General features: G+C 71.4%; 31 protein-coding genes and 1 other RNA gene. 11 read left to right on the top strand and 21 right to left on the bottom strand.

The window, feature by feature from the left end; translation table 11 throughout:
* Positions 1 to 9 precede the first annotated feature (9 nt).
* The 5 genes from BM236_RS15135 (at position 10) to BM236_RS15155 (ending at position 5,118) form a co-directional block, all read left to right on the top strand.
* On the top strand, positions 10 to 1,311 hold the full coding sequence (locus tag BM236_RS15135; protein ID WP_091125469.1) for a nicotinate phosphoribosyltransferase: 1,302 nt from the start codon (positions 10 to 12) through the stop codon (positions 1,309 to 1,311).
* A gap of 60 nt (positions 1,312 to 1,371) precedes the next feature.
* The gene (locus BM236_RS15140) at positions 1,372 to 1,950 is read left to right on the top strand and encodes an isochorismatase family protein (RefSeq protein WP_091125472.1); all 579 of its coding nucleotides are present in this window, start codon (positions 1,372 to 1,374) and stop codon (positions 1,948 to 1,950) included.
* Positions 1,951 to 2,022: 72 nt separating this feature from the next.
* Entirely contained in the window at positions 2,023 to 3,261 is a 1,239-nt protein-coding gene (locus BM236_RS15145; protein WP_091125474.1) for an MFS transporter, read from the top strand.
* Positions 3,262 to 3,352: 91 nt separating this feature from the next.
* Entirely contained in the window at positions 3,353 to 3,820 is a 468-nt protein-coding gene (locus BM236_RS15150) for a MarR family winged helix-turn-helix transcriptional regulator (protein WP_091125476.1), read from the top strand.
* Entirely contained in the window at positions 3,820 to 5,118 is a 1,299-nt protein-coding gene (locus tag BM236_RS15155; protein ID WP_091125478.1) for an MFS transporter, read from the top strand. The genes BM236_RS15150 and BM236_RS15155 overlap by 1 nt, the downstream gene beginning before the upstream one ends.
* Positions 5,119 to 5,132: 14 nt before the next feature.
* Here BM236_RS15155 and BM236_RS15160 read toward each other — a convergent pair whose 3' ends face one another.
* The 3 genes from BM236_RS15160 to BM236_RS15170 all read right to left on the bottom strand — a co-directional run bounded on the left by BM236_RS15160 (position 5,133) and on the right by BM236_RS15170 (position 7,942).
* A complete protein-coding gene (locus BM236_RS15160; protein ID WP_217645372.1) occupies positions 5,133 to 6,905 on the bottom strand; it encodes a DEAD/DEAH box helicase in 1,773 nt (590 codons plus the stop codon).
* A gap of 38 nt (positions 6,906 to 6,943) precedes the next feature.
* Complete coding sequence (locus BM236_RS15165) at positions 6,944 to 7,234, bottom strand: DUF3039 domain-containing protein (protein ID WP_091125482.1); 291 nt, start codon at positions 7,232 to 7,234, stop codon at positions 6,944 to 6,946.
* A gap of 93 nt (positions 7,235 to 7,327) precedes the next feature.
* Positions 7,328 to 7,942 (bottom strand): YqgE/AlgH family protein, encoded by a 615-nt coding sequence (locus tag BM236_RS15170; RefSeq protein WP_091125484.1) that lies wholly within the window; start codon positions 7,940 to 7,942, stop codon positions 7,328 to 7,330.
* Positions 7,943 to 8,102: 160 nt separating this feature from the next.
* On the opposite strand from BM236_RS15170, the gene BM236_RS15175 reads away from it, so the two are divergent.
* On the top strand, positions 8,103 to 9,434 hold the full coding sequence (locus BM236_RS15175) for a DUF6421 family protein (protein WP_217645362.1): 1,332 nt from the start codon (positions 8,103 to 8,105) through the stop codon (positions 9,432 to 9,434).
* Positions 9,431 to 10,492, top strand: a complete 1,062-nt coding sequence (locus BM236_RS15180; protein WP_091125489.1) for a threonine aldolase family protein — start codon at positions 9,431 to 9,433, stop codon at positions 10,490 to 10,492. Before BM236_RS15175 ends, BM236_RS15180 begins: the two co-directional genes overlap by 4 nt.
* Positions 10,493 to 10,511: 19 nt before the next feature.
* On the opposite strand, the gene BM236_RS15185 is transcribed toward BM236_RS15180, so the two are convergent.
* The 4 genes from BM236_RS15185 to BM236_RS15200 form a co-directional block, all read right to left on the bottom strand.
* Positions 10,512 to 11,546: a DUF3048 domain-containing protein gene (locus BM236_RS15185; protein WP_175507703.1), complete on the bottom strand. Its 1,035-nt coding sequence runs from the start codon at positions 11,544 to 11,546 to the stop codon at positions 10,512 to 10,514.
* Between the two features lie 89 nt (positions 11,547 to 11,635).
* Entirely contained in the window at positions 11,636 to 12,397 is a 762-nt protein-coding gene (locus BM236_RS15190) for an SDR family NAD(P)-dependent oxidoreductase (RefSeq protein ID WP_091125494.1), read from the bottom strand.
* Between the two features lie 55 nt (positions 12,398 to 12,452).
* Positions 12,453 to 12,878 carry an HIT family protein gene (locus BM236_RS15195; protein WP_091125496.1) on the bottom strand — a complete coding sequence of 142 codons (426 nt, stop codon included), beginning with the start codon at positions 12,876 to 12,878 and terminating at the stop codon, positions 12,453 to 12,455.
* Positions 12,875 to 13,264 carry a winged helix-turn-helix transcriptional regulator gene (locus BM236_RS15200; RefSeq protein WP_091125498.1) on the bottom strand — a complete coding sequence of 130 codons (390 nt, stop codon included), beginning with the start codon at positions 13,262 to 13,264 and terminating at the stop codon, positions 12,875 to 12,877. The genes BM236_RS15195 and BM236_RS15200 overlap by 4 nt, the downstream gene beginning before the upstream one ends.
* 47 nt (positions 13,265 to 13,311) lie before the next feature.
* Here BM236_RS15200 and BM236_RS15205 point away from each other — a divergent pair, with 47 nt between their 5' ends.
* A complete protein-coding gene (locus BM236_RS15205; RefSeq protein WP_091125500.1) occupies positions 13,312 to 14,004 on the top strand; it encodes an SDR family oxidoreductase in 693 nt (230 codons plus the stop codon).
* Between the two features lie 41 nt (positions 14,005 to 14,045).
* Here the strand turns inward: BM236_RS15205 and BM236_RS15210 are convergent, their stop codons facing one another.
* The 3 genes from BM236_RS15210 to BM236_RS15220 are packed head-to-tail and all read right to left on the bottom strand — an operon-like array spanning position 14,046 to position 15,493.
* Positions 14,046 to 14,228, bottom strand: coding sequence for a hypothetical protein (locus BM236_RS15210; RefSeq protein ID WP_091125502.1), 183 nt, complete (start codon positions 14,226 to 14,228; stop codon positions 14,046 to 14,048).
* 3 nt (positions 14,229 to 14,231) lie between these two features.
* The gene (locus BM236_RS15215) at positions 14,232 to 15,215 is read right to left on the bottom strand and encodes a hypothetical protein (protein WP_139230122.1); all 984 of its coding nucleotides are present in this window, start codon (positions 15,213 to 15,215) and stop codon (positions 14,232 to 14,234) included.
* A 32-nt stretch (positions 15,216 to 15,247) separates the two neighbouring features.
* Complete coding sequence (locus tag BM236_RS15220; protein ID WP_091125506.1) at positions 15,248 to 15,493, bottom strand: helix-turn-helix domain-containing protein; 246 nt, start codon at positions 15,491 to 15,493, stop codon at positions 15,248 to 15,250.
* A gap of 104 nt (positions 15,494 to 15,597) precedes the next feature.
* On the opposite strand from BM236_RS15220, the gene BM236_RS15225 reads away from it, so the two are divergent.
* Entirely contained in the window at positions 15,598 to 15,915 is a 318-nt protein-coding gene (locus BM236_RS15225) for a helix-turn-helix domain-containing protein (protein WP_091125507.1), read from the top strand.
* A 41-nt stretch (positions 15,916 to 15,956) separates the two neighbouring features.
* Complete coding sequence (locus BM236_RS15230; RefSeq protein WP_091125510.1) at positions 15,957 to 16,373, top strand: hypothetical protein; 417 nt, start codon at positions 15,957 to 15,959, stop codon at positions 16,371 to 16,373.
* Positions 16,374 to 16,449: 76 nt separating this feature from the next.
* On the opposite strand, the gene ssrA is transcribed toward BM236_RS15230, so the two are convergent.
* The 5 genes from ssrA to ftsE form a co-directional block, all read right to left on the bottom strand.
* Positions 16,450 to 16,822, bottom strand: a transfer-messenger RNA (tmRNA) gene (gene ssrA / locus BM236_RS15235).
* Between the two features lie 119 nt (positions 16,823 to 16,941).
* On the bottom strand, positions 16,942 to 17,421 hold the full coding sequence (gene smpB, locus BM236_RS15240; protein ID WP_091125512.1) for an SsrA-binding protein SmpB: 480 nt from the start codon (positions 17,419 to 17,421) through the stop codon (positions 16,942 to 16,944).
* A 239-nt stretch (positions 17,422 to 17,660) separates the two neighbouring features.
* Positions 17,661 to 18,986 carry a M23 family metallopeptidase gene (locus BM236_RS15245; RefSeq protein WP_091125514.1) on the bottom strand — a complete coding sequence of 442 codons (1,326 nt, stop codon included), beginning with the start codon at positions 18,984 to 18,986 and terminating at the stop codon, positions 17,661 to 17,663.
* Positions 18,987 to 19,109: 123 nt separating this feature from the next.
* Positions 19,110 to 20,021, bottom strand: a complete 912-nt coding sequence (gene ftsX / locus BM236_RS15250; RefSeq protein ID WP_091125516.1) for a permease-like cell division protein FtsX — start codon at positions 20,019 to 20,021, stop codon at positions 19,110 to 19,112.
* A gap of 37 nt (positions 20,022 to 20,058) precedes the next feature.
* Positions 20,059 to 20,748, bottom strand: coding sequence for a cell division ATP-binding protein FtsE (gene ftsE, locus BM236_RS15255; protein WP_091125519.1), 690 nt, complete (start codon positions 20,746 to 20,748; stop codon positions 20,059 to 20,061).
* Between the two features lie 52 nt (positions 20,749 to 20,800).
* On the opposite strand from ftsE, the gene BM236_RS15260 reads away from it, so the two are divergent.
* Positions 20,801 to 21,406, top strand: coding sequence for a hypothetical protein (locus tag BM236_RS15260; RefSeq protein WP_139230123.1), 606 nt, complete (start codon positions 20,801 to 20,803; stop codon positions 21,404 to 21,406).
* A gap of 24 nt (positions 21,407 to 21,430) precedes the next feature.
* Here the strand turns inward: BM236_RS15260 and prfB are convergent, their stop codons facing one another.
* The 6 genes from prfB to BM236_RS19065 are packed head-to-tail and all read right to left on the bottom strand — an operon-like array spanning position 21,431 to position 24,564.
* Positions 21,431 to 22,549: a peptide chain release factor 2 gene (gene prfB, locus BM236_RS15265; protein ID WP_091125705.1), complete on the bottom strand. Its 1,119-nt coding sequence runs from the start codon at positions 22,547 to 22,549 to the stop codon at positions 21,431 to 21,433.
* A gap of 54 nt (positions 22,550 to 22,603) precedes the next feature.
* Positions 22,604 to 23,071: a CAP domain-containing protein gene (locus BM236_RS15270; protein WP_091125524.1), complete on the bottom strand. Its 468-nt coding sequence runs from the start codon at positions 23,069 to 23,071 to the stop codon at positions 22,604 to 22,606.
* Positions 23,072 to 23,104: 33 nt separating this feature from the next.
* Positions 23,105 to 23,557, bottom strand: coding sequence for a pilus assembly protein TadG-related protein (locus BM236_RS15275; protein ID WP_091125525.1), 453 nt, complete (start codon positions 23,555 to 23,557; stop codon positions 23,105 to 23,107).
* Complete coding sequence (locus BM236_RS15280) at positions 23,541 to 24,008, bottom strand: hypothetical protein (protein ID WP_091125528.1); 468 nt, start codon at positions 24,006 to 24,008, stop codon at positions 23,541 to 23,543. The genes BM236_RS15275 and BM236_RS15280 overlap by 17 nt, the downstream gene beginning before the upstream one ends.
* Entirely contained in the window at positions 24,005 to 24,391 is a 387-nt protein-coding gene (locus BM236_RS15285; protein ID WP_091125531.1) for a TadE/TadG family type IV pilus assembly protein, read from the bottom strand. The genes BM236_RS15280 and BM236_RS15285 overlap by 4 nt, the downstream gene beginning before the upstream one ends.
* Entirely contained in the window at positions 24,388 to 24,564 is a 177-nt protein-coding gene (locus BM236_RS19065; protein ID WP_175507704.1) for a hypothetical protein, read from the bottom strand. The genes BM236_RS15285 and BM236_RS19065 overlap by 4 nt, the downstream gene beginning before the upstream one ends.
* Positions 24,565 to 24,599 lie beyond the last annotated feature (35 nt).

Raw genomic sequence — 24,599 nt, forward strand, 5'->3', positions numbered from 1 at the left:
CGTGCCACGATGGCGACTGTGCACTCGACCGCGGACTCCACCGCCCTCCTGACCGACCACTACGAGCTCACGATGCTGGAGGCCGCGCTGGCCGCCGGCACCGCCGGCCGACGCTCGGTCTTCGAGCTGTTCCCCCGCCGGCTGCCCGAGGGTCGGCGGTACGGCGTCGTGGCCGGTGTGGGCCGTGCGCTGGAGGCGATCGACGCCTTCCGGTTCGACTCCGACACGCTCGCCGCACTCGACGGCGTCGTCGACGAGCCGACGCTCGGCTGGCTCGCGGACTTCCGTTTCTCCGGCGACGTGTGGGGCTACGCCGAGGGCGAGCTCTACTTCCCGCACTCCCCGCTGCTGGTGGTGGAGGCGTCCTTCGCCGAGGCGGTCCTGCTCGAGACCGTGCTGCTCTCGATCTACAACCACGACTCCGCGGTCGCGTCGGCGGCCTCCCGCATGACACTGGCCGCCGGGGGCCGGCCGTGCATCGAGATGGGGTCGCGCCGCACGCATGAGGAGGCGGCCGTCGCAGCCGCCCGGGCGGCGTACGTCGCGGGCTTCGAGGCGACCTCCAACCTGGCGGCGCGCCACCGCTACGGCGTCCCGTCGACCGGCACCAGCGCGCACTCGTTCACCCTGCTGCACGACACCGAGGAGCAGGCGTTCCGCGCCCAGGTGGCGTCGCTCGGCAAGGGGACGACCCTGCTGGTCGACACCTACGACGTCACCGAGGCGGTCCGGCTCGGGGTCGAGGTGGCCGGGACCTCGCTCGGGGCCGTCCGCCTCGACTCCGGCGACCTGGGCGTGCTCGCGGTCCAGGTGCGCGAGCAGCTGGACTCCCTCGGCGCGGGAACGACGCGGATCATCGTCACCAGCGACCTCGACGAGCACGCGATCGCGGCGCTCGCCGCCGCACCCGTCGACGGCTACGGCGTCGGCACGGAGCTGGTCACCGGCAGCGGCCACCCGACGTGCGGGTTCGTCTACAAGCTGGTCGCCCGCGAGGGGACCGACGGCGAGCTGATGTCGGTCGCGAAGAAGAGCGTCGACAAGGTGTCCATCGGCGGGCGCAAGTACGCCCTCCGCCGCCGCTCCACGCGCGGCGTCGCCCAGGCGGAGGTGATCGGGATCGGCACCGCGCCGGTCGACGACGGAGACGACCGCATGCTGCTGACCCCGCTGGTCCGCGACGGGGAGATCGTCGGGCGGGAGCCGCTGAGCGCCGCACGCGACCGGCACGCCGCCGCCCGCGCCGAGCTCCCCCTCGAGGCCCAGTCGATGGCCAAGGGCGAGGCCGTCATCCCGACCGTCTTCGAATGACGGGGCCGGGCTCGGAGCCTGACCGTGGCAGCCGCCGCCGGACATCCCTAGTGTTTGCGCATGGCGAAGAGCGCGCTGATCGTCGTGGACGTGCAGAACGACTTCTGTGAGGGCGGGTCGCTGCCCGTGGCCGGCGGGGCGCGGGTCGCCAGCGACATCGCGGGCCTGCTGCACGCGCGGACGGCCGGGCTGCCGGAGGCGGCGACCTACGACCACGTGGTCGCGACCAAGGACCACCACATCGATCCGGGCGCGCACTTCTCCCGCGAGCCGGACTTCCGCGACTCGTGGCCGGCCCACTGCGTCGTCGGCACCGCCGGGGAGGCGTTGCACCCCAACCTCGACCCCGAGCCCTTCGAGGCGATCTTCACCAAGGGCGAGCACGCGGCGGCGTACTCCGGCTTCGAGGGTTGTACGCCGGACGGCACCGCCCTCGCCGAGTGGCTGCGCGACCGCGCGGTGACCGCCGTCGACGTGTGCGGGATCGCCACCGACCACTGCGTGCGCGCGACCGCCCTCGACGCCGTGCGCGAGGGGTTCGCCGTGACGCTCCTCGGCCATCTGACCGTCGGCGTCGACGCCGACTCGACCGAGGCCGCCCTCGCCGAGATGCGCGCAGCAGGCGTCACGCTGGGCTAGAAGACCCGGACCTTCGTCCCCGACCCGCCGCTGCCCCTGTCGGCGCGGCTGCGCCAGGGTTAAGGTCCCGAGGTGACCTCGATCTCGGCGATGTCGCCCCTTCGCGCGCGACCCTTCCGGTGGTACTTCCTGTCCCGGTCGGTCAACCTCGCCGGCAACGCGATGTCACCGGTCGCGCTCGCCTTCGCCGTGCTGGCCGTCGACGACGGCACCGCCTCCCTCGGCCTGGTCCTGGCGGCCTACACGATCCCGCTGGTCGTCTTCCTCCTGCTCGGTGGCGTGCTCGCCGACCGGTGGGGCCGGCAGCGTGTCGTCCAGGCGTCGAACCTCCTCGCCGGCCTGGTCCGCGCGGCGCTCGCCGTGCTCGTCCTCAGCGGGCATGCCGAGCTCTGGTCGCTGATCACGCTCGCCGCGATCAACGGCGTCGTCGTCGCTCCCGGCATCCCGGCCATGAACGGGCTCGTCCCCCAGCTGGTGCCCCGCACGCAGCTGCAGGAGGCCAACGCGCTGCTCTCGCTGACCCGCGCCGCGCTGATGGTGATCGGCCCCGGCGTCGCGGCCGCGTTCGTGGTCGGTGTCGGGGCCGGCTGGGCGTTGCTCATCGACGCGGTCACGTGGCTGCTCGCCGCGGCCCTCCTGCTCCCCGTCTCGCTCCCGGCCACCGGCACCAACGGCACCTCGATGGTCGACGAGCTGCAGGAGGGCTGGCGCTACTTCCGCGCCACCACCTGGCTCTGGCTCGTCGTCGGGGCGTGCGGCCTGCTGAACGCCCTCGCCGAGGGCGGCCTCACCTCCCTCGGCCCCGTCCGCGCAGCCGCCACCTCGATCGGCGTGCACGGCTGGGGCCTGGCCATGTCGGCCCAGGCGCTCGGCGCGCTGGTCGCCACGCTGGCGCTGATGCGGTGGCGGCTCGAGCGACCGCTGGTCTCGGCGCTGCTCGGTGTCGCGCTGTTCGGGCTGCCGATGATCACCCTCGGCGTCTGGCCGTCGACGGTGCCGCTCGTCGTCAGCGGTCTGGTCTCGGGAGTGGGCGTTCAGATCTTCAGCCTCGGCTGGCACCTGGCGATCCAGGAGCACGTGCCCGACCACATGCTCTCGCGCGCCTACTCCTACGACCAGCTCGGCTCGATGGCCACCGTCCCCATCGGGCAGCTCGCGATGGGCCCGCTGGCCGGCGCCCTCGGCATCGCCCACGTCCTCACCGCCGCCGGGGTCGTGTACGTCGGCATCGCGCTGCTGACGCTCACCGCCGGCCCGGTCCGGGAGCTCGGCCGGCAGGCGCCGGCTCCGGCATCGTCTTCGGCCGCCTGAGCACGGCCTCGGTTCGGCCGGACGACCCGGGCGGCGTACTATTGCGAGTACAGACTACATAGTTTCCCTATGCACTCCGTAGAATCGACACATGTACTCGCAAGTCACTCACGCCTCCCTCGCGCTCAGCACGGACCTGGTCATCTACGCGGCCCGGTTCGTCCGCGCACTGCGTCGCAGCAGCGACGTGCCGGCAGGGGCGCGGGTGCTGTCGCTGCTCGACGAGCACGGGCCCCTCGGGGTCACCCAGCTCGCCAAGCTCGACCGCTGCTCCCAGCCGACCATGTCGGCCGCGGTGTCCCAGCTCGGCGAGGCCGGCCTCGTCGCCAAGGAGCCGAACCCGCTCGATGCCCGCGGCAGCGTGGTCAGCCTCACCGAGGACGGTCGCGACGTGCTCGCCGCCAACCGCGAGGTCTGGGCGTCGACGGTCATCGAGCGGCTGCGAGCACACGACCGGACCCAGGAGGAGCTCGCCACCGCGGTGGCGGTCCTGCGTGACCTGCTGGAGTCCGGTCCTGTCGATGGCGCGGAGACGGGGACCCGACCCGAAAGGACCTGATGAGCGCCGCCAGCGCCAGCCACTCGCCCGCATCCGCCGAGGACAAGGGCTCCATCCTCAAGCAGCCCCGCGCCGTCTGGGCGGTCGCGTTCGCCTGCGTGATCTCGTTCATGGGGCTCGGCCTCGTGGACCCGATCCTCACCTCGATCGCCGCCGACCTGCACGCCACCGCGGGTGACGTCTCCCTGCTCTTCACCTCCTACCTCGTGGTGACCGCCGTCGCGATGCTGATCACCGGTTGGGTCTCCAGCCGGATCGGCGTGAAGTGGACGCTCGTCGCGGGCCTCGCCATCATCGTGGTGTTCTCCGCCGTCGGCGGCCTGATGAACAGCGTCGGCGGCATCGTCGCCGCGCGCGCGGTCTGGGGACTCGGCAACGCCCTCTTCATCGCCACCTCGCTCGCGACGATCGTCACGCTCACCCAGGGCTCGCTGAAGCAGGCGATCCTGCTCTACGAGTCGGCCCTCGGCATCGGCATCGGGCTGGGCCCGATCGTGGGCGGTCAGCTCGGCGAGCACATCGGCTGGCGCGGCCCGTTCTTCGGCGTCGCGGTGCTGATGGCCATCGGCCTGGTCGCCACCCTGATCTTCCTGCCCCAGACCCCGAAGCCGGAGACCAAGACCTCCGTCGCCGACCCGATCAGGGCGTTGCGGCACCCTGGCCTGCTCGTCGTCTCTGTGGCCGCCCTGTTCTACAACTTCGGCTTCTTCACCCTCATGGCCGTCGCGCCGTACCCGCTGCAGCTCGGGAGCACCCACTTCGACGCCGCCGACACCGGATGGGTGTTCTTCGGCTGGGGCCTGGCGCTCGCCTTCACCTCGATCTGGGGTGCGAACTGGCTCGATCGGGCCGTCGGCACCTTCGGCGCCATCGTGATCGCGATGCTCGGCTTCGCCGCGTGCCTGGCCGCCATGGGCGTCTTCGCTCCCGACAACGCCGACCCGACCGGCACCGGGCGCCCGTGGGGCATCGTCGTCTGCGTCATCGTCGCGGGCTTCTTCCTGGGCATCAACAACACCGTGCTGACCACGCTGGTGATGGGCGCCGCCCCGGTCCCGCGGCCGGTCGCCTCCGCGGCGTACTCCTTCGTGCGCTTCTTCGGCGGCGCGGTGGGCGCCTACGTCGCGGGCAAGGTCGCCGAGCACACCTTCCAGGGCGCCTTCTGGCTCGGGACGGGCATCGTCCTCGTCGCCCTGTTGCTGCTCGTGGTCTTCCGCAGGTTCGTCGTGACCACATCCGCTCCGACGCACGGGTCCGTCGAGGAGGCCGAGGGCGTCCTCGTCGGCGACGCCGACTGACCCCCTCGCCGAGCTCAGGAGGTCTTGCGGGCGGCCCAGTCGCGGATCCGGTCGATCCGGGCACGCAGCTGGTCGGCGTTGGCGACGGCCGCCGCCGGGCCGCCGCACTCCTTGCGCAGGGCGGCGTGGGTGACGCCGTGCGGCTGGCCGGTGCGGTGGTTCCAGGCGGCGACCAGTCCGTTGAGCTCGCGCCGTAGGACGGCGAGCTGCTCGTGCGTCGACACGTCGGCGAGCGAGTCGGCGGCCCGCTCGCGGGCCTCCTCGGAGGACGCCGCGCGCGCCTTGTGCTGCTTGGCCCGGTCGGACTGGCGCTGGCGGAGCAGCTGCTTCATCGAGTCGGTGTCGAGCAGGCCGGGGATGCCGAGGAAGTCCATCTCCTCGTCGGAGCCGACCTGCACCTCGCCCTCGTGGCCGAACTCGCCGCCGTCGAAGAGCACCCGGTCGAAGCGGGCCTCCGACCCGAGCGCCTCGAACGGCAGCCCGCCCTCCTCCGCGCTGGCCGCCTCGCTGGCGTTGGCCTGCGCCATCAGGGCGTCCTCGGCGGCGAAGATGTCGCCCTCGTCGGTGATCTTCCTGCCCAGGACGTGGTCGCGGGCGAGCTCCAGCTCGGCGGCCAGGCCGAGGAGCCCGGGCACGGAGGGCAGGAAGACGCTCGCCGTCTCCCCGCGGGACCGGGATCGCACGAAGCGGCCGACGGCCTGGGCGAAGAAGAGCGGCGTCGAGGTCGTGGTGGCGTAGACGCCGACAGCCAGACGAGGTACGTCGACCCCCTCGGACACCATCCTGACGGCGACCATCCACCGGCTGTCGCCGGCGCTGAACGCGGCGATCTTCTTCGACGCCGCCTTCTCGTCCGACAGCACGACGGTGGGCGACTCGCCGGTGATCCGGCGCAGGGTCTTGGCGTAGGCGCGAGCCGAGTCCTGGTCGGTCGCGATGACGAGCCCGCCCGCGTCCGGGACGTGCCGACGCACCTCGGAGAGCCGCTTGTCGGCGGCGGCGAGGACGGCCGGCATCCAGGAGCCGTTGGGGTCGAGCGCCGTGCGCAGGGCCTGCTGGATCATGTCCTTGGTCAGCGGCTCGCCCAGCTGTGCGGCGACCTCGTCGCCGGCGCGGGTCCGCCAGGTCATCTGGCCGGAGTAGGCCATGAAGAGCACCGGGCGGACGACGTGGTCGCGCAGCGCCTCCGCGTAGCCGTAGGTGTAGTCCGCCACCGAACGCGGGATGCCGTCGGGGCCCGGCGCGTAGGTGACGAACGGGATCGGGTTGACGTCGGAGCGGAACGGCGTACCGGTCAGCGCGAGACGTCGCGCGGCGGGCTCGAACGCCTCGCGGACGCCCTCACCCCACGACAGTGCGTCACCGGCGTGGTGCACCTCGTCCAGGATGACCAGGGTCTTGAAGCGCTCGGTGCGGATGCGCATCGCGAGCGGGTTCACCGCCACGCCCGCGTAGGTCACCGCGATGCCGATGAAGTCCGCGGACGTCCTGCCCTGGCCGGCCGAGTAGTTCGGGTCGATCGGGATGCCGGCCCGGCTCGCCGCCTCCGCCCACTGGACCTTCAGGTGCTCGGTGGGCGCGACGACGATGATCCGGTCGATCATCCGGCGGCCCAGCAGCTCGCTGGCGACGGAGAGCGCGAACGTCGTCTTGCCGGCGCCCGGCGTCGCGACGGCGAGGTAGTCGCGCGGGAGATCGGCGAAGTAGCTCGACACCGCTGCCTGCTGCCAGGCACGCAGCTTCGTGGCCGTGCCCCACGCTGCCCGCTCCGGCCAGGCCGGAGGCAGTGCGTGGGGGGCGGCGGCGTCGTTCGGGCGCCCGCCCGTCACTCGGGGCCCGAGCTGCCGTCACCGGAGCCGTCGGACAGCCCCTCCCAGATCTCCTTGCAGTCCGGGCAGACCGGGAACTTCGTCCCGTCCCGGCTCGGGACCCACACCTTGCCGCAGAGCGCGACGACGGGCGTGCCCATCACCATGGCCTCGGTCAGCTTGTCCTTCTCGACGTAGTGCGAGAAGCGGTCGTGGTCGCCCTCGTCGGTCGGGACGGTCCGCTCGTCCTCCCGCACCCGCTCGTCCAGGGCGGTGCCGCCCTTGTCGCCGAAGCCCAGGAAACCCATGCGCCAACCCTAACCCGCAGGGGCCCGCCAAGCTGAGTCGACAGCCGGGTCTCGCGACGGTCGCTGCGCGACCTCCTCGACCAGCGGAGCCGGTCAGTTCAGGTCCGGGTCCGCGGGCCGCGTCGAGTGCCACGCCAGCTCCCCCGGCTGGCGGCGCAGGACGTCGCGCCAGAGCGCCGTGGTGTCGCCGCGGAACGCGTCGGGCGCCTCGGCGGGGACGACGTACCAGCTGCCCTCCTCGACCTCGCCCTCCAGTTGCCCGGGCGCCCAGCCGGCGTACCCCGCGAAGATGCGCAGGCCGGCCAGGCTGCCCGTGAGCAGCTCCGCGGGGGTGTCGAGGTCGAGCAGGCCGAGCGACCCGTTCACCGAGCGGAAGCCGACCGGGACGTCGGCGGGGTCGCGCAGCAGCGCGACGGCCAGCGCGGCGTCCGTGCCGACGGGGCCGCCGTGGAAGAGGACGTTCGGCTCGTCGACCGCCGTGCCCCACTGACCCAGCACCTCGGCGACGGTGACCGGCGAGGGGCGGTTGAGGACGACCCCGAGGGCCCCCTCGCCGTCGACGTCGAGGAGGAGGACCACGGTGTCGGCGAAGTTCGGGTCGAGCAGCGCCGGCGTGGCGACGAGGAGCATGCCGGCCGCGAGGCCCGCACCACCGGCCCGCTCGCCTGCACCCTCTCCCGCACCCTCTCCCGCGCCGTCGTCACCCATGGCTCCATCATGACTCAGGGTGGTGATCCCGGCGAGGAGATCGATCAGGCGCACAGAACGACGGACACCTGCGCGTGGACCGCCCGATAGCGCGTCCATTGACGCACGTGCCGCCGCGTGACCTACCATCGACGGGAGAATCTTCGGCTTTGGAGGACTTGTGACGGAAGATGTTCGCCAGCACCCCGCCTGGTTGCGCCTGCGTGAGACGGTCAGTGACCTCCGCGCCCACCAGCGCACGGACGGCTCGGTCGACCTCGGATCCATCGGCCGGGAGCGCGCCGAGGCGCTCCTCGGCACCGTGCGCACGGCAGTGGCCGAGCTCGCACCGTCCTTCCCCCACGACGGCGACTACCTGACGGCGCTCGACAAGGACCTCGCCCGCTGGGCCGACGACGGCTTCGGCGTGCCGGACTTCCTCGACTCCCTCACCCAGTTCCAGCCCTCGCGGGGCAGGGCCGACGGCCGTGGGCACCTGGTCGTCTTCGCGATGTACACCCAGAACGGCAACCCGGACCGCAACCTCGAGGCCCTCCTCATCCACGAGGTCTGGCCGGAGTGGCTGGCCGCGCTCGAGGCGGACCGCTACGACAACCCGATGTTCGTGCCGATCCGGTTCGACGACTTCACCGCCGGCTACGACACCCACTCGGCGGTCCTCTTCCCCGAGACGGTGTCCGTGCGCGAGACGCCGTCGGCCTACACGTGGGGAGCGATCTTCTGCGACCGCGAGGCCGCCCGCTTCCGGCAGGTCACCAACGCCGCCGCCGACATCCTCCGGCTCGACCTGCCCGACCAGGCCCGCGCCCTGCTCTCCGACCAGGCCCGGTGCGAGGAGGCGTTCGTGCTCTGGGACCTGATCCACGACCGGACCCACAGCCACGGCGACCTGCCGTTCGACCCGTTCATGATCCGCCAGCGGCAGCCCTTCTGGATGTACGGCCTCGAGGAGCTGCGCTGCGACCTCACCGCGTTCCGCGAGGCGGTGCGGCTCGCCGACGAGGGCCTGCCGCAGGCCGAGGACGTGCAGTACGCCGTCCTGTTCGACCGGCTCTTCCGCTTCCCCGTCACGGGCAACCGCGTGCGCAACTATGACGGCCTCGGCGGCCAGCTGCTCTTCGCCTACCTCCACAAGAACGGCGCGGTGCGGTGGACCGACAACCGGCTGAGCATCGACTTCGACCGCGCGCGTGAGCTCACCGCCCGGCTCGGCGAGGAGATCCAGCGGTTCTACCGCGACGGCATCGACCGGCCCAAGGTGGTGCACTGGATCGCCGGCCACGAGCTGGTGTCGCGTTACCTGTCGGCGCACCCCGGCTCGAAGTGGGCGCGGGCACGCGAGACGCTCGACTTCAGCCTGCCGCCGCGCGAGCTGGTCGACGAGGTGCTTCCCGACGAGTTCCCGCTGAGCATGTTCTACGAGACGCTCGCCAAGAAGCTGGGTGGGGTGGTCGAGTCGACCAGAGGGGTCACCGGCAAGATGTCGGCATGACGATCGCTGTCCGCCACGACCCCTCCCGCATCAGCTTCGCGAGCGACAACTACGCCGGCGCGCACCCCGAGGTGCTGGCCGCGCTCGCGACGGCCAACGGCGGCCACCAGAGCGCCTACGGCGCCGACGCCTACACGGCGGCGCTGCCGGCGCTGTTCGCGCCGTTGTTCGGCGAGGGCATCGAGGTCTACCCGGTCTGGAACGGCACCGGCGCCAACGTGGTCGGGCTGATGTCGCTCACCGACCGCTGGTCGGGCGTGATCTGCAGCGACGTGGCGCACATCAACACCGACGAGTGCGCGGCGCCGGAGCGGGTCGGCGGGCTCAAGCTGATGCCGGTGCCGACCGAGCACGGCAAGCTCACGCCCGAGCTGGTCGCGCGCGAGGCGCGCGGCTTCGAGGACGAGCACCGGGCGAGCCCGACCGTGCTGTCGCTGACGCAGAGCACCGAGCTGGGCGCGGTCTACACGCCCGACGAGGTGAAGGCGCTGGCCGACTACGCCCACGGCCTCGGGATGAGCGTGCAGATGGACGGCGCGCGGATCGCCAACGCCGCGGCCGCCCTCGACGTACCGGTGCGGGCGTTCACCCGCGACGTGGGCGTCGACGTGCTCTCCTTCGGCGGCACCAAGAACGGCATGGTCTTCGGCGAGGCGATCGTCGTGCTCAACCCCGAGCGGGTCCGCGGGATCCTCTACCTGCGCAAGCTCGCGACGCAGCTGAGCTCGAAGACGCGCTTCGTCTCCGCCCAGCTCGAGGCGATGCTCGCCGACGACCTGTGGCTGCGCAGCGCCGCGCACGCGAACGCGATGGCGCAGCGGCTGGCGGCCGGTGTCGCGGGGATCGACGGCGTCGAGATCACCGCGCCGGTGGACGCCAACGCGGTGTTCGTGCGGCTCCCCCGCGCCGTCGTCGACGCGGTGCAGCCGCGCTTCCCGTTCTACCTGTGGGACGAGTCGGACGCCGCCCGGCCGGTCGCCCGCTGGATGTGCAGCTTCGACCTGACCGAGGACGACGTCGACGCGTTCGTCGAGGCGGTCGCCGACGCCGCCCGTTGACCTCGGGACGCGGCGTCGGCTACCTGACGCCGAGCTGTGGCCCGTTGTCCGGCACCAGCTCGATCCAGGTGTGGCCGGCGGGGACCTTGAGCGCGCCGGTGTCGGTCGCCAGCTCGATCGCCGACGTGGCGCTCTTCTTCGACCACGTGCCGCGGACCATCTTGCCGCCGTGGAAGAGCAGCGCCTTGCCGGTCCTGCCGTCGAGCTTGATCTCGGGGACGTGGTTGCCGGCCGGGTCGAGGTAGCCGGCGTCGCCGATGTTGGCGCGGATCACCAGGAGGTTGTCGGCGGCGAACTCGTCGCCCTTCTTGGCGTAGGAGTTCGTGTTGACGTAGTGGCCGCCCTGGAAGACCCACTTCGTCGTGCGGAAGCCGCCGAACGGGACGTCGACCTGGGTCGCGGGCTGGGCGGTGGCGGCCGGGAAGTCGGCCTCGGTGCCCCACGTCAGGTAGTTCTTCGGCGTGGCCGGCGCGGTCTTCGTCAGGGTGACGGTCTGGTCCAGGTGGTCGAGCAGGTGGTACCAGCTGGGCGTGGATCGCGTGTCGTCGCGGAAGAAGCCCTTGGCGCCCTCCTCGATGAACTTCACGCCGGCGTCGTTGACCCGCGCCTTGGTCTGGGCCGCCATGCCGCTGGTCACCACGGTCGCGCCGACCGGGGAGACGACACCGATGTCGCTGGCCCGCATGGACCGCACCGGTCCGACCGTCTTGGGCAGCGTGGAGTAGAAGAACGCGGCGAGGCGGGTCGCGGCGCCCTCGACGAGCTCCTCGACGACCATGTCGGCCGAGCCGAGGCCGAGCTGGGGCGCGCTGTTGTCGGTGTTGTCGATCTTGACGACGAGCACCGGGTGGTCCTTCTCGACCGACTGGCCCTCGGGCGCCTGGACGCCGGTGAGCGGCCAGTACTGCGGCGGGGGCGGCGTCGTGGGCGACGTGCTCGCCGCCGGCTTGTCCTCCGACTTGGTCTTGTCGTCGCCACCGCCGCCGCACGCGCTCAGCGCGAGGCCGGCCGCGAGGAGGGGCGTGAGGGTGCGAGCGAGGGTGCGAGTGCGCACGAGGGCTCCGATCGTGTTCTGGGTGTGTCTCTGGGGCCATCCCCAGTGTGCGGTGGCCCCTGCGACCATCGGCGCAGGCGCGCGGGGTCTTAGCCCAGGGTCGCGCCGCCGTCGACGTAGAGGGTCTGTCCGGTGATGTACGACGCCTCGTCGCTGGCCAGGAAGGCGGCCGCCGCGGCGATGTCCTCGGGGTGGCCGACCCGCTTGACGGCGTTGTGCTCGGCGCTGAGCCGGCGGAACTCGTCGACGTCGAGCTTGAGCCGCGCGGCCGTCGCGTCGGTCATCTCGGTCGCGATGAAGCCGGGTGCGATGGCGTTGACGTTCACCCCGAACGGGCCGAGCTCGATGGCGAGCGTCCGGGTGAAGCCCTGGATGCCCATCTTGGCGGCCGAGTAGTTGGCCTGGCCGCGGTTGCCGAGCGCGGAGGTCGACGAGACGTTGACGATCTTGCCGTACTTCTGCGCGACGAAGTGCGCCTGCGCGGCCTTGCTGAGCAGGAAGGCGCCCTTGAGGTGGACGTTCATGACGACGTCCCAGTCGTCCTCGGTCATCTTGAAGAGCAGGTTGTCGCGGGTGACGCCCGCGTTGTTCATCACGATGTGGAGGCCGCCGAGCTCCTCGACGACACGGCCGACCGCTGCGTCGACGTCGGCGGACCTGCCGACGTTGGCGCCGACGCCGATGTGCTTGGCTTCCCCGGGCAGCTTCGTGGCGGCCTCAGCGGCCGCGGACTCGTCGAGGTCGAGGATCGCGACGGACGCGCCCTCCTCCGCGAACCGCGTCGCGGCACCGAAGCCGATGCCTCGCGCCGCTCCGGTGATGACAGCGACCCGTCCGTCGAAACGCCCCATGACTCAACCTCTCGCTACCGGTGTTGGACCGCGGGCCACTGTAGATGACCGGCGGTCAGGTCCCGTCGAGGGCGGTGCGCAGCCGGCCGGCGTACTCCTCCTGCTCGGCGTCGGAGGCGTAGCGCGTGCGCGGCCAGAAGAAGCCGCGCAGCCCGTCGCCCTTCGTCCGCGGGACGACGTGCAGGTGCAGGTGGGCGACCGACTGGCTGACGACGTTGTTGATGGCGACGAAGCTGCCCTGCGCCCCGAGGCCCTCCACCACGGCCGTGGCCAGGCGCTGACCGTGGGCGAGGAAGCCGTCGCGGAGCTCGGCCGGCAGGTCCGGGAGCGTGACGACGTGCCGGCGAGGCACCAGCAGGGTGTGGCCCTTGAACACCGGGCGGTGGTCGAGGAACGCGACGAAGTCGTCGTCGGCGAGCACCGTCGAGCCCGGGACGTCCCCGGCCACGATCGCGCAGAAGAGGCAGTCGGCGCCGGTCATGGACCGACCGTAGCGCCCGCGCTTGCGTCCTCGGGACCGTACGCCGCCCGGGCCGCCTCGATGTCGGGCACGTGCTCCTCGGCCCACTGCCGGACGGCTCGGAGCGGCAGCAGCAGGGACCGGCCCAGGCCGGTCAGCTCGTAGTCGACGCGCGGCGGCTGCTCGTCGTACGACGTGCGGGTGACGAGGCCGTCCTGCTCGAGGGTCCGGAGCGTCTCGGTGAGCACCTTCGGGGTGATGCCCTGGATGTGGGCCTTGAGCTCGGTGAACCGCCGGGGCCCGTCCTCGAGCGCGTTGACCACGAAGACCGTCCAGCGGGCGCCGATGCGGTGCAGGACCGTGCGGCTGGGGCAGGTCGCCGCCATGACGTTGTAGGCCTTGCCCATCTCAGTTCCTTTGAAGATACCGGTATCAAATCCATACCGTACCGGACATGACCTCTCTGAGCACCTCTTTCTCCTCCAGCAGGATCCTCGTCATCGGCGGCGGCCGCGGGATCGGCGCGGCGCTCGCCGCACGGCTCCGCGCCGAGGGCGCCGACGTCCACGTCTCGACCCGCGACGGGCGCACCGGCCTGCGGCTGGACCTGGGCGACGAGGCGAGCATCGCCGCCGCCCTCGATCGGGTCGGCGAGCTCGACCACGTCGTCATGACCGGGTCCGATCCCCACGACGCCCCTGTCACCGAGCTGGACCGCGATGCCGTCGTCCGCGCCTTCGACGCCAAGGTGATCGGGCCGATGCTGGTGGCCAAGCACGCGGCGCCGCTGCTCCGCCCCGGCGGGTCCCTGCTGCTGTTCTCCGGCGTGGTCGGCTGGCGGCCCGCGCCGTCCTCGGTCGTCAAGGGCACCACGAACGGCGCCGTCGCCTTCGCCGTCACGCACCTCGCGGCGGAGCTGGCGCCGGTGCGGGTCAACGCCGTCTCCCCCGGCGTGGTCGACTCCGGCGCGTGGGACCGGCTGGGCGCCGGCAAGCCGGAGTTCCTCGCCCGGGCCGCCGAGCGCACCCTGGTACGACGACACGGCGACCTCGACGACGTCGTCGACGCCGCCGTGTGGCTGCTCGGCGCCCGCTACGTCACCGGCGAGGTCGTCCACGTCGAGGGTGGCTCGCGGCTGCTGGCCTGAGACCCGGGCTGCACCGGCCCGCGGGATCTCCGGCGGCAGCCCTACTTCGGCCGCCGATCGCGTCGCATCTCAACGAGCCTGATGAGCATCTGCACGTTGGCGACGCCCGCGACGACCGCGATCACTGATCGTGCGGCCTCGTCGTCGAAGATCCAGACCCAGAGCACGATCAGGAAGACGTCGAGGGCCACCAGCGCTGCCCAGCCCTTCGCAGTCTCGCTCACGGCTCAGCATCCCTCCGTCTTCCAGCGGGTCAACGTCACGATCGGGGGCAAGAACAGGAAGTGCAACTCGACGCACTTCCCCTTGGCCGAGGCGCTGTTGAAGCTGCGGGCCAGAGCGGCACCGCCGGCGGCGATCGCCGCAGCGCACGCGCCCATGCCGATGAGGCCGCCCGGCACCTTGCTGCAGAGCGCACTGACACCGGCGATGCCGCCGCTGCCGACGACGCTCGTCTTGCCGGCGATCCACCTCGTCTCGCCCTTGGTGAACTTCACACACACGTGCGTGTAGAAGTCACAGCTGAAGACGCTCGGATCGGCGAGGACCGGGTACGCGACGGCAACCGAGGTGTGGTCGACGACCTGCACCAGGGCGCCGGACCGGATCTCGAAGTGTGTCGGCACGGGATGCTCTGCGGCGTCGACGGCCCAGGGTGCGGGAATCGAGGCGACGCGGCGTCCGTCAGGGAAGGCGACGTCGGCCCCGCCGTCTTCGGTGAGTGCGAGCTCGGCCCCCTCCGGCACGGAGACGGGGAAGGCGTATCGCGTCGGTGAGGTCGCGCTCCCCACCGTCAGCAGGAACTGCACACCGCCGTCGGCCAGGGGGTGGACGGCGGTGGCCGTCTGGTCCTCGAGGTTGGCGAAGATGCTGAAGCCGTCGCGAGTGACGGCACTCGAGCTGTCACCGCCGCCGGGCAGGCCGATCCCCAGCGAGCCGGCGCCGTCCTCAGGGCGGATCTCGACGGAGGACTCCGGATCACGGGGGATCGTCACCGCCACCCCGGCCGCTCGCCCCACCGACGCCGACGCGTCGGTCGTCACCTCGGCGGTCTCGTAGACCCTCTGGCCAGCATCCTCGATCGCGTCGACGACCTCGGTCGGGGACAGCGCGCCCGGCGCTGCAGCAGAGTCCTGGTCCAGGGTGCTCACCGCGGCCTGCGCCGGAGCCATCACCGTGAGTGCAGCGCTGACCAGGACCACTTCGGCCACGAGGCGAGCCACCAACCGGAGACCGACGCGCGTCATGCCTGCGACCTCCGTCCGGCTCGCTGACCGGAGCGCGGGAGGAACTCCTGGAGCGGGAGTCCGAGCGCGACCGCGATCGCGTCCAGCTCATTGAGCTCGAACGGCGCCGAGCCGCCGAGCTTGTCGTGGAGGGTGGACGCCGGGATGCCTGAGCCAGCGCTCAGCGACTCCACCGTTACCTGCCGTTCGGCGAGCACTCCGCCGAGCTTCCGCGTCGTCGACGACGCCAGTGAGATTGCCATATGGCGATACTAGGTGACCAGGTGGCGATCACGTCAACAGCCAAACGGGGATCTGTGGAGAACGAACGGGAACGCGGCATCGCCGAGCGGCATAGATTGGGCACATGGGTCCTTATGAGAAGGAGAGCTCACGTGGGCTCAACGCCGCCGTCGCCGCCGAGCTGCGGGCGGAGAAGGCGGCCGTCGGGATGACCAACCGCACGCTCGCCGAGCGGTCGTCCATCACCGTTGCGTCGGTCCAGCGCTACCTGGCGGCCGACCGACACATCGACGTCAACGTGCTCGACGCCCTCGCCCTGGCGCTGCAGACGACGCCGACCCGTCTCATCCAGGCGGCGCAGGAGCGGATGACACGCTCCGGCGAGCTCGCCGCGGCTGCCCGCGCCGAGGACACCGAGACCATCCGGCTGGGAGACGACTGACCCGGCCACCGGCGTCGGAGCCGACCCCTATCATGCCGCGCATGAGCCCCTGCGACCCGTGGCGCCGACTGCAGGAGCAGCCGCACGTCCGGCTCGTCTCGCACGAGGGCGGCGCGATGGGGTGGGCGGACCACGTCAGGCAGACGGTGAGCCTGCGCGCGGGTATGACCTGGGCGGAGCGGCGCTGCACGCTGTTGCACGAGCTGCTGCATCTCGACCGAGGGCCGCAGCCTCCGGGGCTGCGCGCGAAGGACGAGGAGGCCGTACGCCGGCAGACGGCACGCGAGCTGCTGCCCGACGTACGAGCCATCGGTGAGGCACTGGCCTGGGCTCCGTGCCTGAGCGAGGCCGCCGAGGAGCTGGGGGTGGACGTCTTCGTGCTGCGCAAGCGCCTGCGCCACCTCGGCACGTCCGAACGCAGCTACCTGTCGCGGCGCCTCGACGGCAGTGGGTCCTGAACGGACCCGACCAGGTCGGAAGACGCCGAGGAGGCGTGTGCTCGCAGCTGCGAGCACACGCCTCCTCGGAAGGTGAGAGTGGAGCTGCGGGGAATCGAACCCCGGTCCTCAAGCGTCGATCCAGGTCTTCTCCGGGTGCAGTCTGTGGGTGTCGTTTTCTCGGCCCCGGCGCTCGACACAGACACGTCGCCGACAGGCCCAGCTAGCTAGATGTCCCCTCGAACCCCACTAGCGAGAGAGGGAGGGTGAGTCTCCTGGATGACGCCCAAGTCCGAGTCGGAGACGGATACTCGGTTGGACGCTTCGATCACCGCGTCAGGCGGCGAGAGCGAAGGAACTGCGCTTAGCGTTGGCAGTTATTGGTTTCCAGCGATCGTTAACGAGATAACGCTGGCTCCTCGACCCGCTTCCCCTGGAACTAACGTCCCAAGTCGAAACCGATCAGCCCCTCTTGACTTGTCAAGGGCCGCCGAGGCGACCTGATGGAGAACACTACCTGCCGCTCCCGCATTCCCCACGCCGGTTTCCAGGCGGTCGCTGCGCGAGGTCCTCAACCAGCGGAAGTCGATCAGTCCCGGAGGCCCTTCAGGTAGCGGCCGACGGCCTGCTCCTTCTCGCGGTTCGCGGTGCGCTCGGCGATCGACTGCCGCTTGTCCCACGCCTTCTTGCCTCGGGCCAGGGCGATCTCGACCTTGGCCCGGCCGTCGTTGAAGTAGAGCGACAGCGGGATGACCGTCACTCCCTTCGTCGACACCTCGCGCTCGATCTTGGTGATCTCGGTCCGGTGCAGCAGCAGCTTGCGCTTGCGGCGCGCTGAGTGGTTGGTCCAGGTGCCCTGGGAGTACTCCGGGATGTGCACCGCGTGGAGCCAGGCCTCGCCGTGCTCGATGTCCACGAAGCCGTCGACGAGGGACGCGCGGCCCTGGCGCAGCGACTTCACCTCGGTGCCCGTGAGGACCAGCCCGGCCTCGTAGGTGTCATCGATGTGGTAGTCGTGCCGCGCCTTCTTGTTCTGCGCGACGAGCTTGCGCCCCTGTTCCTTCGGCATCCCACCATTGTCGCAAGCGATCGCAAGGAGATTCGACTCGGTGGTCTCGATACGCCCGCTCGTTCCTCGCGGGCTACTCGACCAGCGAGCGCCAGCGGGTCAGTCGCCCGGCGAAGCGGCCGGCTCCGGAGACGCCGTCGGCGGCGGCAGCGACCCGGAGGTCGCACCAGATCGCGAGCTCGAGGCCACCCGCGACGGCGTACTTCCCGAGCGCTCGACCCGCACGGAGCCGGGCAGGCTCAGAGCACCGTCTGCGGGTCGATCGGGTTGCCGTCCTTGAGCACCGTGAAGTGCAGGTGGCACCCGGTGGACCAGCCGGTCGTGCCGGCGTACGCCACCGTCTCGCCACGGCCGACGATCTGGCCGACGTGGGCGCGGTACTTGGAGATGTGGTTGTAGATGACCGTGTAGTTGTGCCCGTTGATGGTGCCCAGGCTGAGGTAGAGGCGGTTGCCCCAGACGCTCGAATAGTACTCGCTGAGCACCTTGCCACTGTCGACGGCGATCTCCGGCACGCCGCACGGCGCGTGGAAGTCGTCGCCGTCGTGCAGGCCCCAGTAGCCGTAGATCGGGTGCTTGCGCCAGCCGTACGACGACGTGACGTAGGTGTTCGCGACGGGGCTGAGGAACATCCCGTCGGTCTGCCCGACCGCGCGGTTCCGGTCCTTGTGCGCCTCGGCGAGGATCTGCTGCTTGATCTTCTCCTCCTGCGCCTTGAGCGCCTTGAGGACGGCCAGGTCGTGCCGCTTGGCCCGTACGGCGGCCGCCTGGGCGCTCTGCGCGGCGGACTGCGCCTGGGCCGCCTGGGCGACCGACGCCGCGACCGCGTCGCGGGCGTCGGTGGCGTCCTGCTCGAGCCCCTGGACCACCACGAGGTGATCGGCGGCCTGCTGACGTTGCACCGCGACGGCGTCGGTGGCCTTCTTGACGTCCTTGGCCCGCACGGTGAGCAGCACCTCGGAGGTCCGCAGGGCCTGGTACTGAGCCGACTGCGCGGAGAGCACGGTGTCGTTGAGCTCGCGCTGCCGGGCGATGTCGGCGGGGGTCTCCGCGTTCATCAGTGCGGCGAACGCGAGCAGCCGCGGGTCGCCCTGCTCGACCATGTCGGCGAAGGAGTTGCGGACCTTCCGCTTCTGGTCGTCGACGGCCTTCTGGCCGTTCTCGAGGTCCGTGCGCGCCTGCGCAAGCCTGGCCTGCGCGGCCGCCAGCGCCGCCTGCATGCGCTGGTCCTCCGCCTGGGCCGCGGCCAGCGCCTGCTCGGCCCGGGCGAGGTTGGTCCGCGCCGTGGCCAGCTTGGCCTGGGCGTCGGCCAGCGCCTGGTTCGCGGCGGCAAGCGCCTTGCTCGCTGCCCCCGCCTGCGCGCTGGACTCCTCTGCTTCCTCGTCGGCCTGCTGCACCTGCTGGTGCACCTGCTGCTTCTTCTGCTTCAGCTTGTCGCCGTCGGGGGACGCGGCCCAGGACAGCGCGGGGTCGAGGACCGGGACAGCCAGACCGGCGACGGTCAGGGCGGCGAGTGCGGTTGCCGCCAGGCGTCGGCGTCCGGGCGTGCGGGGGAAGGAGCGCACGGTAGAAGCCTTCAGTTCGGGGAAGTGAACGCCTCGACGGTAAAGGGTGCGCGCCCGGGTTCGGGGGATTTCCGAACCCGGGCGCGCCGGGGCATCAGGCGGCTTGCGGCCGCCGAGCGACCGTCAGACCTTGAGGTACTTCCTCGTCAGCAGCAGCGTCGGCAACAGGGTGAGCACTGGGCCGAGGATCGCCACGACCAGGACCGCCCAGCCGAACTGCGACCAGTCGATCCACAGGATGAAGTCGAGCGAGTCGGCGAGCTTGCCCACGATGCCGAACTGCATGAACGCGGCGAGCGCCGCCGTCGCGAGGGCCACGCCGACCACGGCGGTCACCACCGCCTCGAGCAGGAACGGCAGGGCGATGTAGAGCGTCGAGGCGCCGACCAGTCGCATGATGGCGATCTCGCGGCGCCGGGCGAACGCGGCCAGCCGGATGGTGTTGGCCACGAGCAGCAGGGCGGCGATGCCGAGGAAGATCGCGACCAGTCCGGCGCCGTACTTCATGTAGTCGATGAAGCTGAGGATCGGTCCGACGACGTTGCGCAGGTCCTGGACGCGGGCCACGCCGTCGAGGCCGACGACCGCCTCCTTGACGACCTCCGCCTGGTGCGGGTCCTTCAGGGTGATCCAGAACGACTCGGCCATGTCGGCCTCGGTGATCACCGCGTCGGGGCCGGTGAAGCGCTCGCTGCCGTAGAGCTCCTTGACCTTCGCGAACGCGTCGGCCTTGGACTCGAGGTAGAACGAGTCGACGTTGGGGTTGCCGTCGATCACCTTGGAGATGGCCTGCTTCTGCGCGTCGGTGACCTCACTGGCGCAGGACGGCACGTTGTCGCCCTGGCGGCAGAGGTAGACGGTGATCTGGAGCTGGTTGCCCCACTGGTCGGCGGCGCGCTGGGCCTGCTGGTTGAGCAGCACGCCCATCCCGACGAGGGTCAGTGAGACGAAGAGGGTGAGGATGACGGCGATGTGCATCGACAGGTTGCGACGCAGACCCTGGCCGAGCTCGGAGAAGACATAGCGAAGCTGCATGGGGCTCTTTCTGTTCTCTGCGGTCGAGGGGCGCGGGTCAGAGCTGGGCGCCGTAGCCGCCCTGGACCTGGTCGCGCAGCACCCGCCCGCCACCGAGCTCGATGACGCGCTTGCGCATCTGGTCGACGACGCCGGCGTCGTGGGTGGCCATGACGACGGTGGTGCCCGTGCGGTTGATCCGGTCGAGCAGCTTCATGATGCCGACGCTGGTCGCGGGGTCGAGGTTTCCGGTGGGCTCGTCGGCGATGAGGATCATCGGCTTGTTGACGAAGGCGCGGGCGATCGCGACCCGCTGCTGCTCGCCGCCGGAGAGCTCGTCCGGCATCCGGTCGCCCTTGCCGTCGAGGCCGACCAGCTCGAGGGTCTCCGGGACGCGCTTGGCGATCTCGCCGCGGTTGTGACCGGTGACCTGCATCGCGAAGGCGACGTTCTCGGAGACCGTCTTGTTCTGCAGCAGGCGGAAGTCCTGGAAGACGGTGCCGATCTGACGGCGCAGCCGCGGCACCTTCCAGCCGGCCAGCCGGTTGATCTCCTTGCCCGCGACGTAGACCCGGCCCTGGGTCGGGCGGGTCTCGCGGAGGATGAGTCGGAGGGCCGTCGACTTGCCGGAGCCCGACTGGCCCACGAGGAAGACGAACTCGCCCTTCTCCACGTCGACCGACATCTGCTCGAGGGCAGGCTTGCCCGAACCCGGGTAGGTCTTGGTCACCTTCTCGAAGCGAATCACCCGATCGAGGATAGGTGGTCGGTGGGCGATCGCTGACATCTAAGGTTTGGGCGTGCCATCGCCGTCCCGCGCCGTCCTCGCGCTCGTCGCCGCGCTGGTGGCGACCGGTGGGGCGGTCACCGCGGGCGTCGCCCTGCGCTCCCCCGAACCGGCGCCGACCAGCCATCCGCTGGCGACGCGGCTCGCCTCGATCGACACCACCACGGCCGTCGTACGCCGGGAGGCCTGGTGTGACGACCTGGCCGCGGCCGACGTGCACGCCGCTGTCGACGACAGCTCGCCGAAGGCGTCGTCGTGGGCGAACGGCGACCCGCTGGGCGCGAGCCGCGACGTGGCGCACGAGTTCGGGTGCTCGTGGGTGGGCGCTTCGGGCGTGACCGCGGCGGGCTGGGTCTTCGCCCCGCCGGTGACCGTCGCACGCGCCGACGAGCTGGTCGCCTCCGCGCAGGCGCAGCCGGGCTGCTCGCCACTCGCGGGCGCTGCCGCGTTCGGGTCTCCCGCGGTCGCGCTGACCTGCACCGCGGACGGCGCGACGACGCTGTCCTACCGCGGGCTCTTCGGTGATGCCTGGCTGGTCTGCACGCTCGGGGGCGCGACCGCGTCCGAGCCCGACCTGGCCGATCGCTGGTGCGCGAGCGTGCTGCGGGCAGCCGGCTGACGCCTTCGGCCTGGCGCTGACGGGCTAGTTCTCGACGGCCTTGTCGGTGCCGCGCCGCCAGCGGATGCCGGCCTCGAGGAAGCCGTCCAGGTCACCGTCGAAGACGGCCGTCGGGTTGCCGGTCTCGTAGCCGGTCCGCAGGTCCTTGACGATCTGGTAGGGGTTGAGCACGTAGTTGCGCATCTGGTCGCCCCAGCTGGCGGCCACGTCGCCCTTGAGGTCCTTCTTGAGCGCGGCCTCCTCGGCCTTCTTCCTCGCGAGGAGCTTGGCCTTGAGGACCACCATCGCGGCCGCCTTGTTCTGCAGCTGCGACTTCTCGTTCTGGCAGCTGACCACGATGCCGGTCGGGATGTGGGTGAGCCGGACGGCGGAGTCGGTCGTGTTGACGGACTGGCCGCCGGGGCCGCCCGAGCGGAAGACGTCGGTGCGGATGTCGTTCTCGTCGACCTCGATCTCGTCGGTCTGCTCCAGCTGCGGCACGACCTCCACGGCGGCGAACGACGTCTGACGACGACCCTGGTTGTCGAAGGGGCTGATTCGCACCAGTCGGTGGGTGCCCGCCTCGACCGAGAGGGTGCCGTAGGCGTAGGGCGCGTGGATCGCGAACTCGGCCGACTTGATGCCGGCCTCCTCGGCGTAGGAGACGTCGAAGACCTCGACGGGGTACTTGTTGCGCTCGGCCCAGCGGGTGTACATCCGCATCAGCGTCTCGGCGAAGTCGGCCGCGTCGACGCCACCGGCGCCCGAGCGGATCGTGACGATGGCCTCGCGCTCGTCGTACTCGCCGGAGAGGAGGGTGCGGACCTCGAGGGCCTCGACCTCCTTCTTCACCCGGGTCAGCTCGGCCTCGGCCTCGGCGAGCGTGTCGGCGTCGGCCTCCTCGTTGGCGAGCTCGACGAGGATGCCGAGGTCCTCGACGCGGCCGTTGAGGACCTCGTAGCGCTCCAGCTCGTTCTGCAGCATGGAGAGGCGGCTGTTGACCTTCTGCGCGTTGGACTGGTCGTTCCAGAAGTCGGGGTTGGCCGACTGCTCGCTCAGCTGGGCGATCTCACGCTTCATCGTGTCGAGGTCGAGCACCTGCTCGACGGTGTGCATGGTCGCCTGGAGCTGCTTGATCTCGGAGTCGAAGTCGGGGCCTGCCACGATCGTCAACCCTACCGGCCGCGCGGTCGGGTCCGTGATTCAGCGCGACGGCGCCTAGCGCCTGCCGAAGACCTGCGAGGCGTACCAGCGCCCGTCGGCGCCCTTGCGGGCCGCGACCGCGATCAGGCGGTACTGGCGGTGCAGGATGTTGGCGCGGTGCGGCGGGGAGTGCATCCACCCGTGGCGTACGACGCCCCGGCCGGTCCGGTAGCCGACCGCGACGTTCTCCCCCACGCTGGTCAGGCCGCACGCCCTGAGAGTCGCGCCGATGTCCTGGTGGAACATCCGACGCTGGGCCGCCATCCGCCGTGCCTGGGCGACCGCGTGGCGCTGCAGGCAGGCGTCGCTGCGCAGTCGGTGCAGGTCGTGCGCCCGGCGGACCGCGTTGGTCGCCCTCTCGGCCGCACGTCCGTAGGCGCTGGCCGTGGTTGCGTCCGCGGGCGGGCCGAGCAAGGTGACCGTGGTCGCGGCGAGGAACACGGCGATCAGGATCGACACGAACGTGCGGGTCAACGTCGTCATGACTGGTAGGTGTACCCGACCTAGGCCGAGCGGTCACCTCGCGTCGACCGTGACCACCGCCGAGCCGCTCGCACCGACGACCGGCCGGTCGGGCGACCCGGGCACGTGGAGCGGCAGGTCCGCCGGCGCGTGCAGGGTCACGATGACGCGCTCCTGCCCCACCACGACGTCGAAGGTCAGGCCCGGATAGCGCCGGTAGGCATCCGTGTCGGCCAGGTAGCCGGCGACCGCGTCGCGGGCGGCCTGCTCGGTGAGCTTGAGCCGGGACTCGTCCAGGCCACCGGCGTACACCTCCAGGCCCTGAGCACCCAGGTCGGCCCCGCGCAGTGCTGCGCCGTCGGCGACGGAGTCGAGGCTCTGCCGCTGGAGGTAGGCCGCGGTGGCGTCGACGACCACGGCGCCGGCGACGAGCAGCAGGCCGGCGAACCCGACGATGAGCGGGATCGTCGACCCGCGCTCGCCCAGGAGGTCACCGCGCCGCTGCATCGCCGACCTCCTGGAACTGCCCGATCGGGACGGTGTGAGAGGAGTCGAGCGCGAAGACCGGCTTGCCGAGACCGAACGAGGCCGGCAGCCAGGGCAGGCCGACCCTGGTCGCCACGTGCACCGTGATCACGGAGGTGCCCGCGTGGCAGGCGTGCGGGTAGGGCCTGCAGGTGACCCGCAGGTCGAGGGGCGCCGCCTCGAGCCCCTGGTCGGCGAGCGCCTGCCGCGCAGCCTGCTCGGCCCGGGCCGACCCGAGGGCGTCGGAGTCGGCGAGCGCGTAGGCACGGCCCGCGGCGCGCGCGGCGGCGCTGATCGCGAACGCGCCCCGCTGGACCTCGAAGACCGAGAGCACGATCCAGATCAGCGGGACGAGCAGCAGGATCGCCAGCCAGCTGAACTCGACCAGCGCGCTGCCGCGCTGGTCCCGGAGCCTGCTCACAGCTCGGCTCACGGCTGCTCCTCGACCGCGTGGCCGGTCACGTCGAGCGCGAAGGCCGGTCCGCCGAGCCCCAGCGCCGGGATCTCGGCATGGATGACGATCTCGATGGCGGGCGCCCCGTCGATCGTCGTCGGCCGCGCCCGGATCCCGTCGGCGTACCGCGACAACAGCACGCCCTCCAGCTGCTCGCGCGCCTTGCCGATCCCGTCGCCCGGCCCGTGGTCGGCCGTCGCGGCGTAGCGCGCGCCCTCGGATGCCGCGCTCGCCAGCGTGTTGCGGACGAAGAGCACCAGGGCGACCTGGAGCACGCCCAGGACCAGCGGCACCAGCAGGCCGAGGATGAGGACGAAGTCGACGACCGCGGCTCCGCGCGAGCCGCGGGAGCCGCGGGTCACCGCACCTTGTTGAGCGCGTCGCTGAGCATCTGGGTGAGCTGGTCGTTGGCCAGCCCGTAGAGCGCGGCACACAACCCGGCCGTCATGACCGTGACCAGGACCCAGCCGGGCACGTCACCGCGCTCGTCACGTCTGGACAGGCGAGGGGTGATGAGGAGCTGCAGTCGGTTCATCGGTGTTCCTTCCCGTGTCGATCAGGGCGGTTCGA

The sequence above is a fragment of the Nocardioides terrae genome (assembly GCF_900112345.1).
GTDB lineage: Bacteria > Actinomycetota > Actinomycetes > Propionibacteriales > Nocardioidaceae > Nocardioides > Nocardioides terrae.

Coding starts and splice junctions, on each gene's coding strand:
- BM236_RS15220 (WP_091125506.1), bottom strand. CDS start 15,493: ATGGCAATCTCACTGGCGTCGTCGACGACGCGGAAGCTCGGCGGAGTG.
- smpB (WP_091125512.1), bottom strand. CDS start 17,421: ATGCCGAAGGAACAGGGGCGCAAGCTCGTCGCGCAGAACAAGAAGGCG.
- BM236_RS15205 (WP_091125500.1), top strand. CDS start 13,312: ATGACCTCTCTGAGCACCTCTTTCTCCTCCAGCAGGATCCTCGTCATC.
- BM236_RS15275 (WP_091125525.1), bottom strand. CDS start 23,557: ATGCAGCGGCGCGGTGACCTCCTGGGCGAGCGCGGGTCGACGATCCCG.
- BM236_RS15150 (WP_091125476.1), top strand. CDS start 3,353: ATGTACTCGCAAGTCACTCACGCCTCCCTCGCGCTCAGCACGGACCTG.
- ftsX (WP_091125516.1), bottom strand. CDS start 20,021: ATGCAGCTTCGCTATGTCTTCTCCGAGCTCGGCCAGGGTCTGCGTCGC.
- BM236_RS15135 (WP_091125469.1), top strand. CDS start 10: ATGGCGACTGTGCACTCGACCGCGGACTCCACCGCCCTCCTGACCGAC.
- BM236_RS15195 (WP_091125496.1), bottom strand. CDS start 12,878: ATGACCGGCGCCGACTGCCTCTTCTGCGCGATCGTGGCCGGGGACGTC.
- BM236_RS15165 (WP_091125482.1), bottom strand. CDS start 7,234: ATGGGTTTCCTGGGCTTCGGCGACAAGGGCGGCACCGCCCTGGACGAG.
- BM236_RS15225 (WP_091125507.1), top strand. CDS start 15,598: ATGGGTCCTTATGAGAAGGAGAGCTCACGTGGGCTCAACGCCGCCGTC.
- BM236_RS15190 (WP_091125494.1), bottom strand. CDS start 12,397: ATGGGGCGTTTCGACGGACGGGTCGCTGTCATCACCGGAGCGGCGCGA.
- BM236_RS15180 (WP_091125489.1), top strand. CDS start 9,431: ATGACGATCGCTGTCCGCCACGACCCCTCCCGCATCAGCTTCGCGAGC.
- BM236_RS15270 (WP_091125524.1), bottom strand. CDS start 23,071: ATGACGACGTTGACCCGCACGTTCGTGTCGATCCTGATCGCCGTGTTC.
- BM236_RS15230 (WP_091125510.1), top strand. CDS start 15,957: ATGAGCCCCTGCGACCCGTGGCGCCGACTGCAGGAGCAGCCGCACGTC.
- BM236_RS15155 (WP_091125478.1), top strand. CDS start 3,820: ATGAGCGCCGCCAGCGCCAGCCACTCGCCCGCATCCGCCGAGGACAAG.
- BM236_RS15200 (WP_091125498.1), bottom strand. CDS start 13,264: ATGGGCAAGGCCTACAACGTCATGGCGGCGACCTGCCCCAGCCGCACG.
- BM236_RS15170 (WP_091125484.1), bottom strand. CDS start 7,942: ATGGGTGACGACGGCGCGGGAGAGGGTGCGGGAGAGGGTGCAGGCGAG.
- BM236_RS15140 (WP_091125472.1), top strand. CDS start 1,372: ATGGCGAAGAGCGCGCTGATCGTCGTGGACGTGCAGAACGACTTCTGT.
- BM236_RS19065 (WP_175507704.1), bottom strand. CDS start 24,564: ATGAACCGACTGCAGCTCCTCATCACCCCTCGCCTGTCCAGACGTGAC.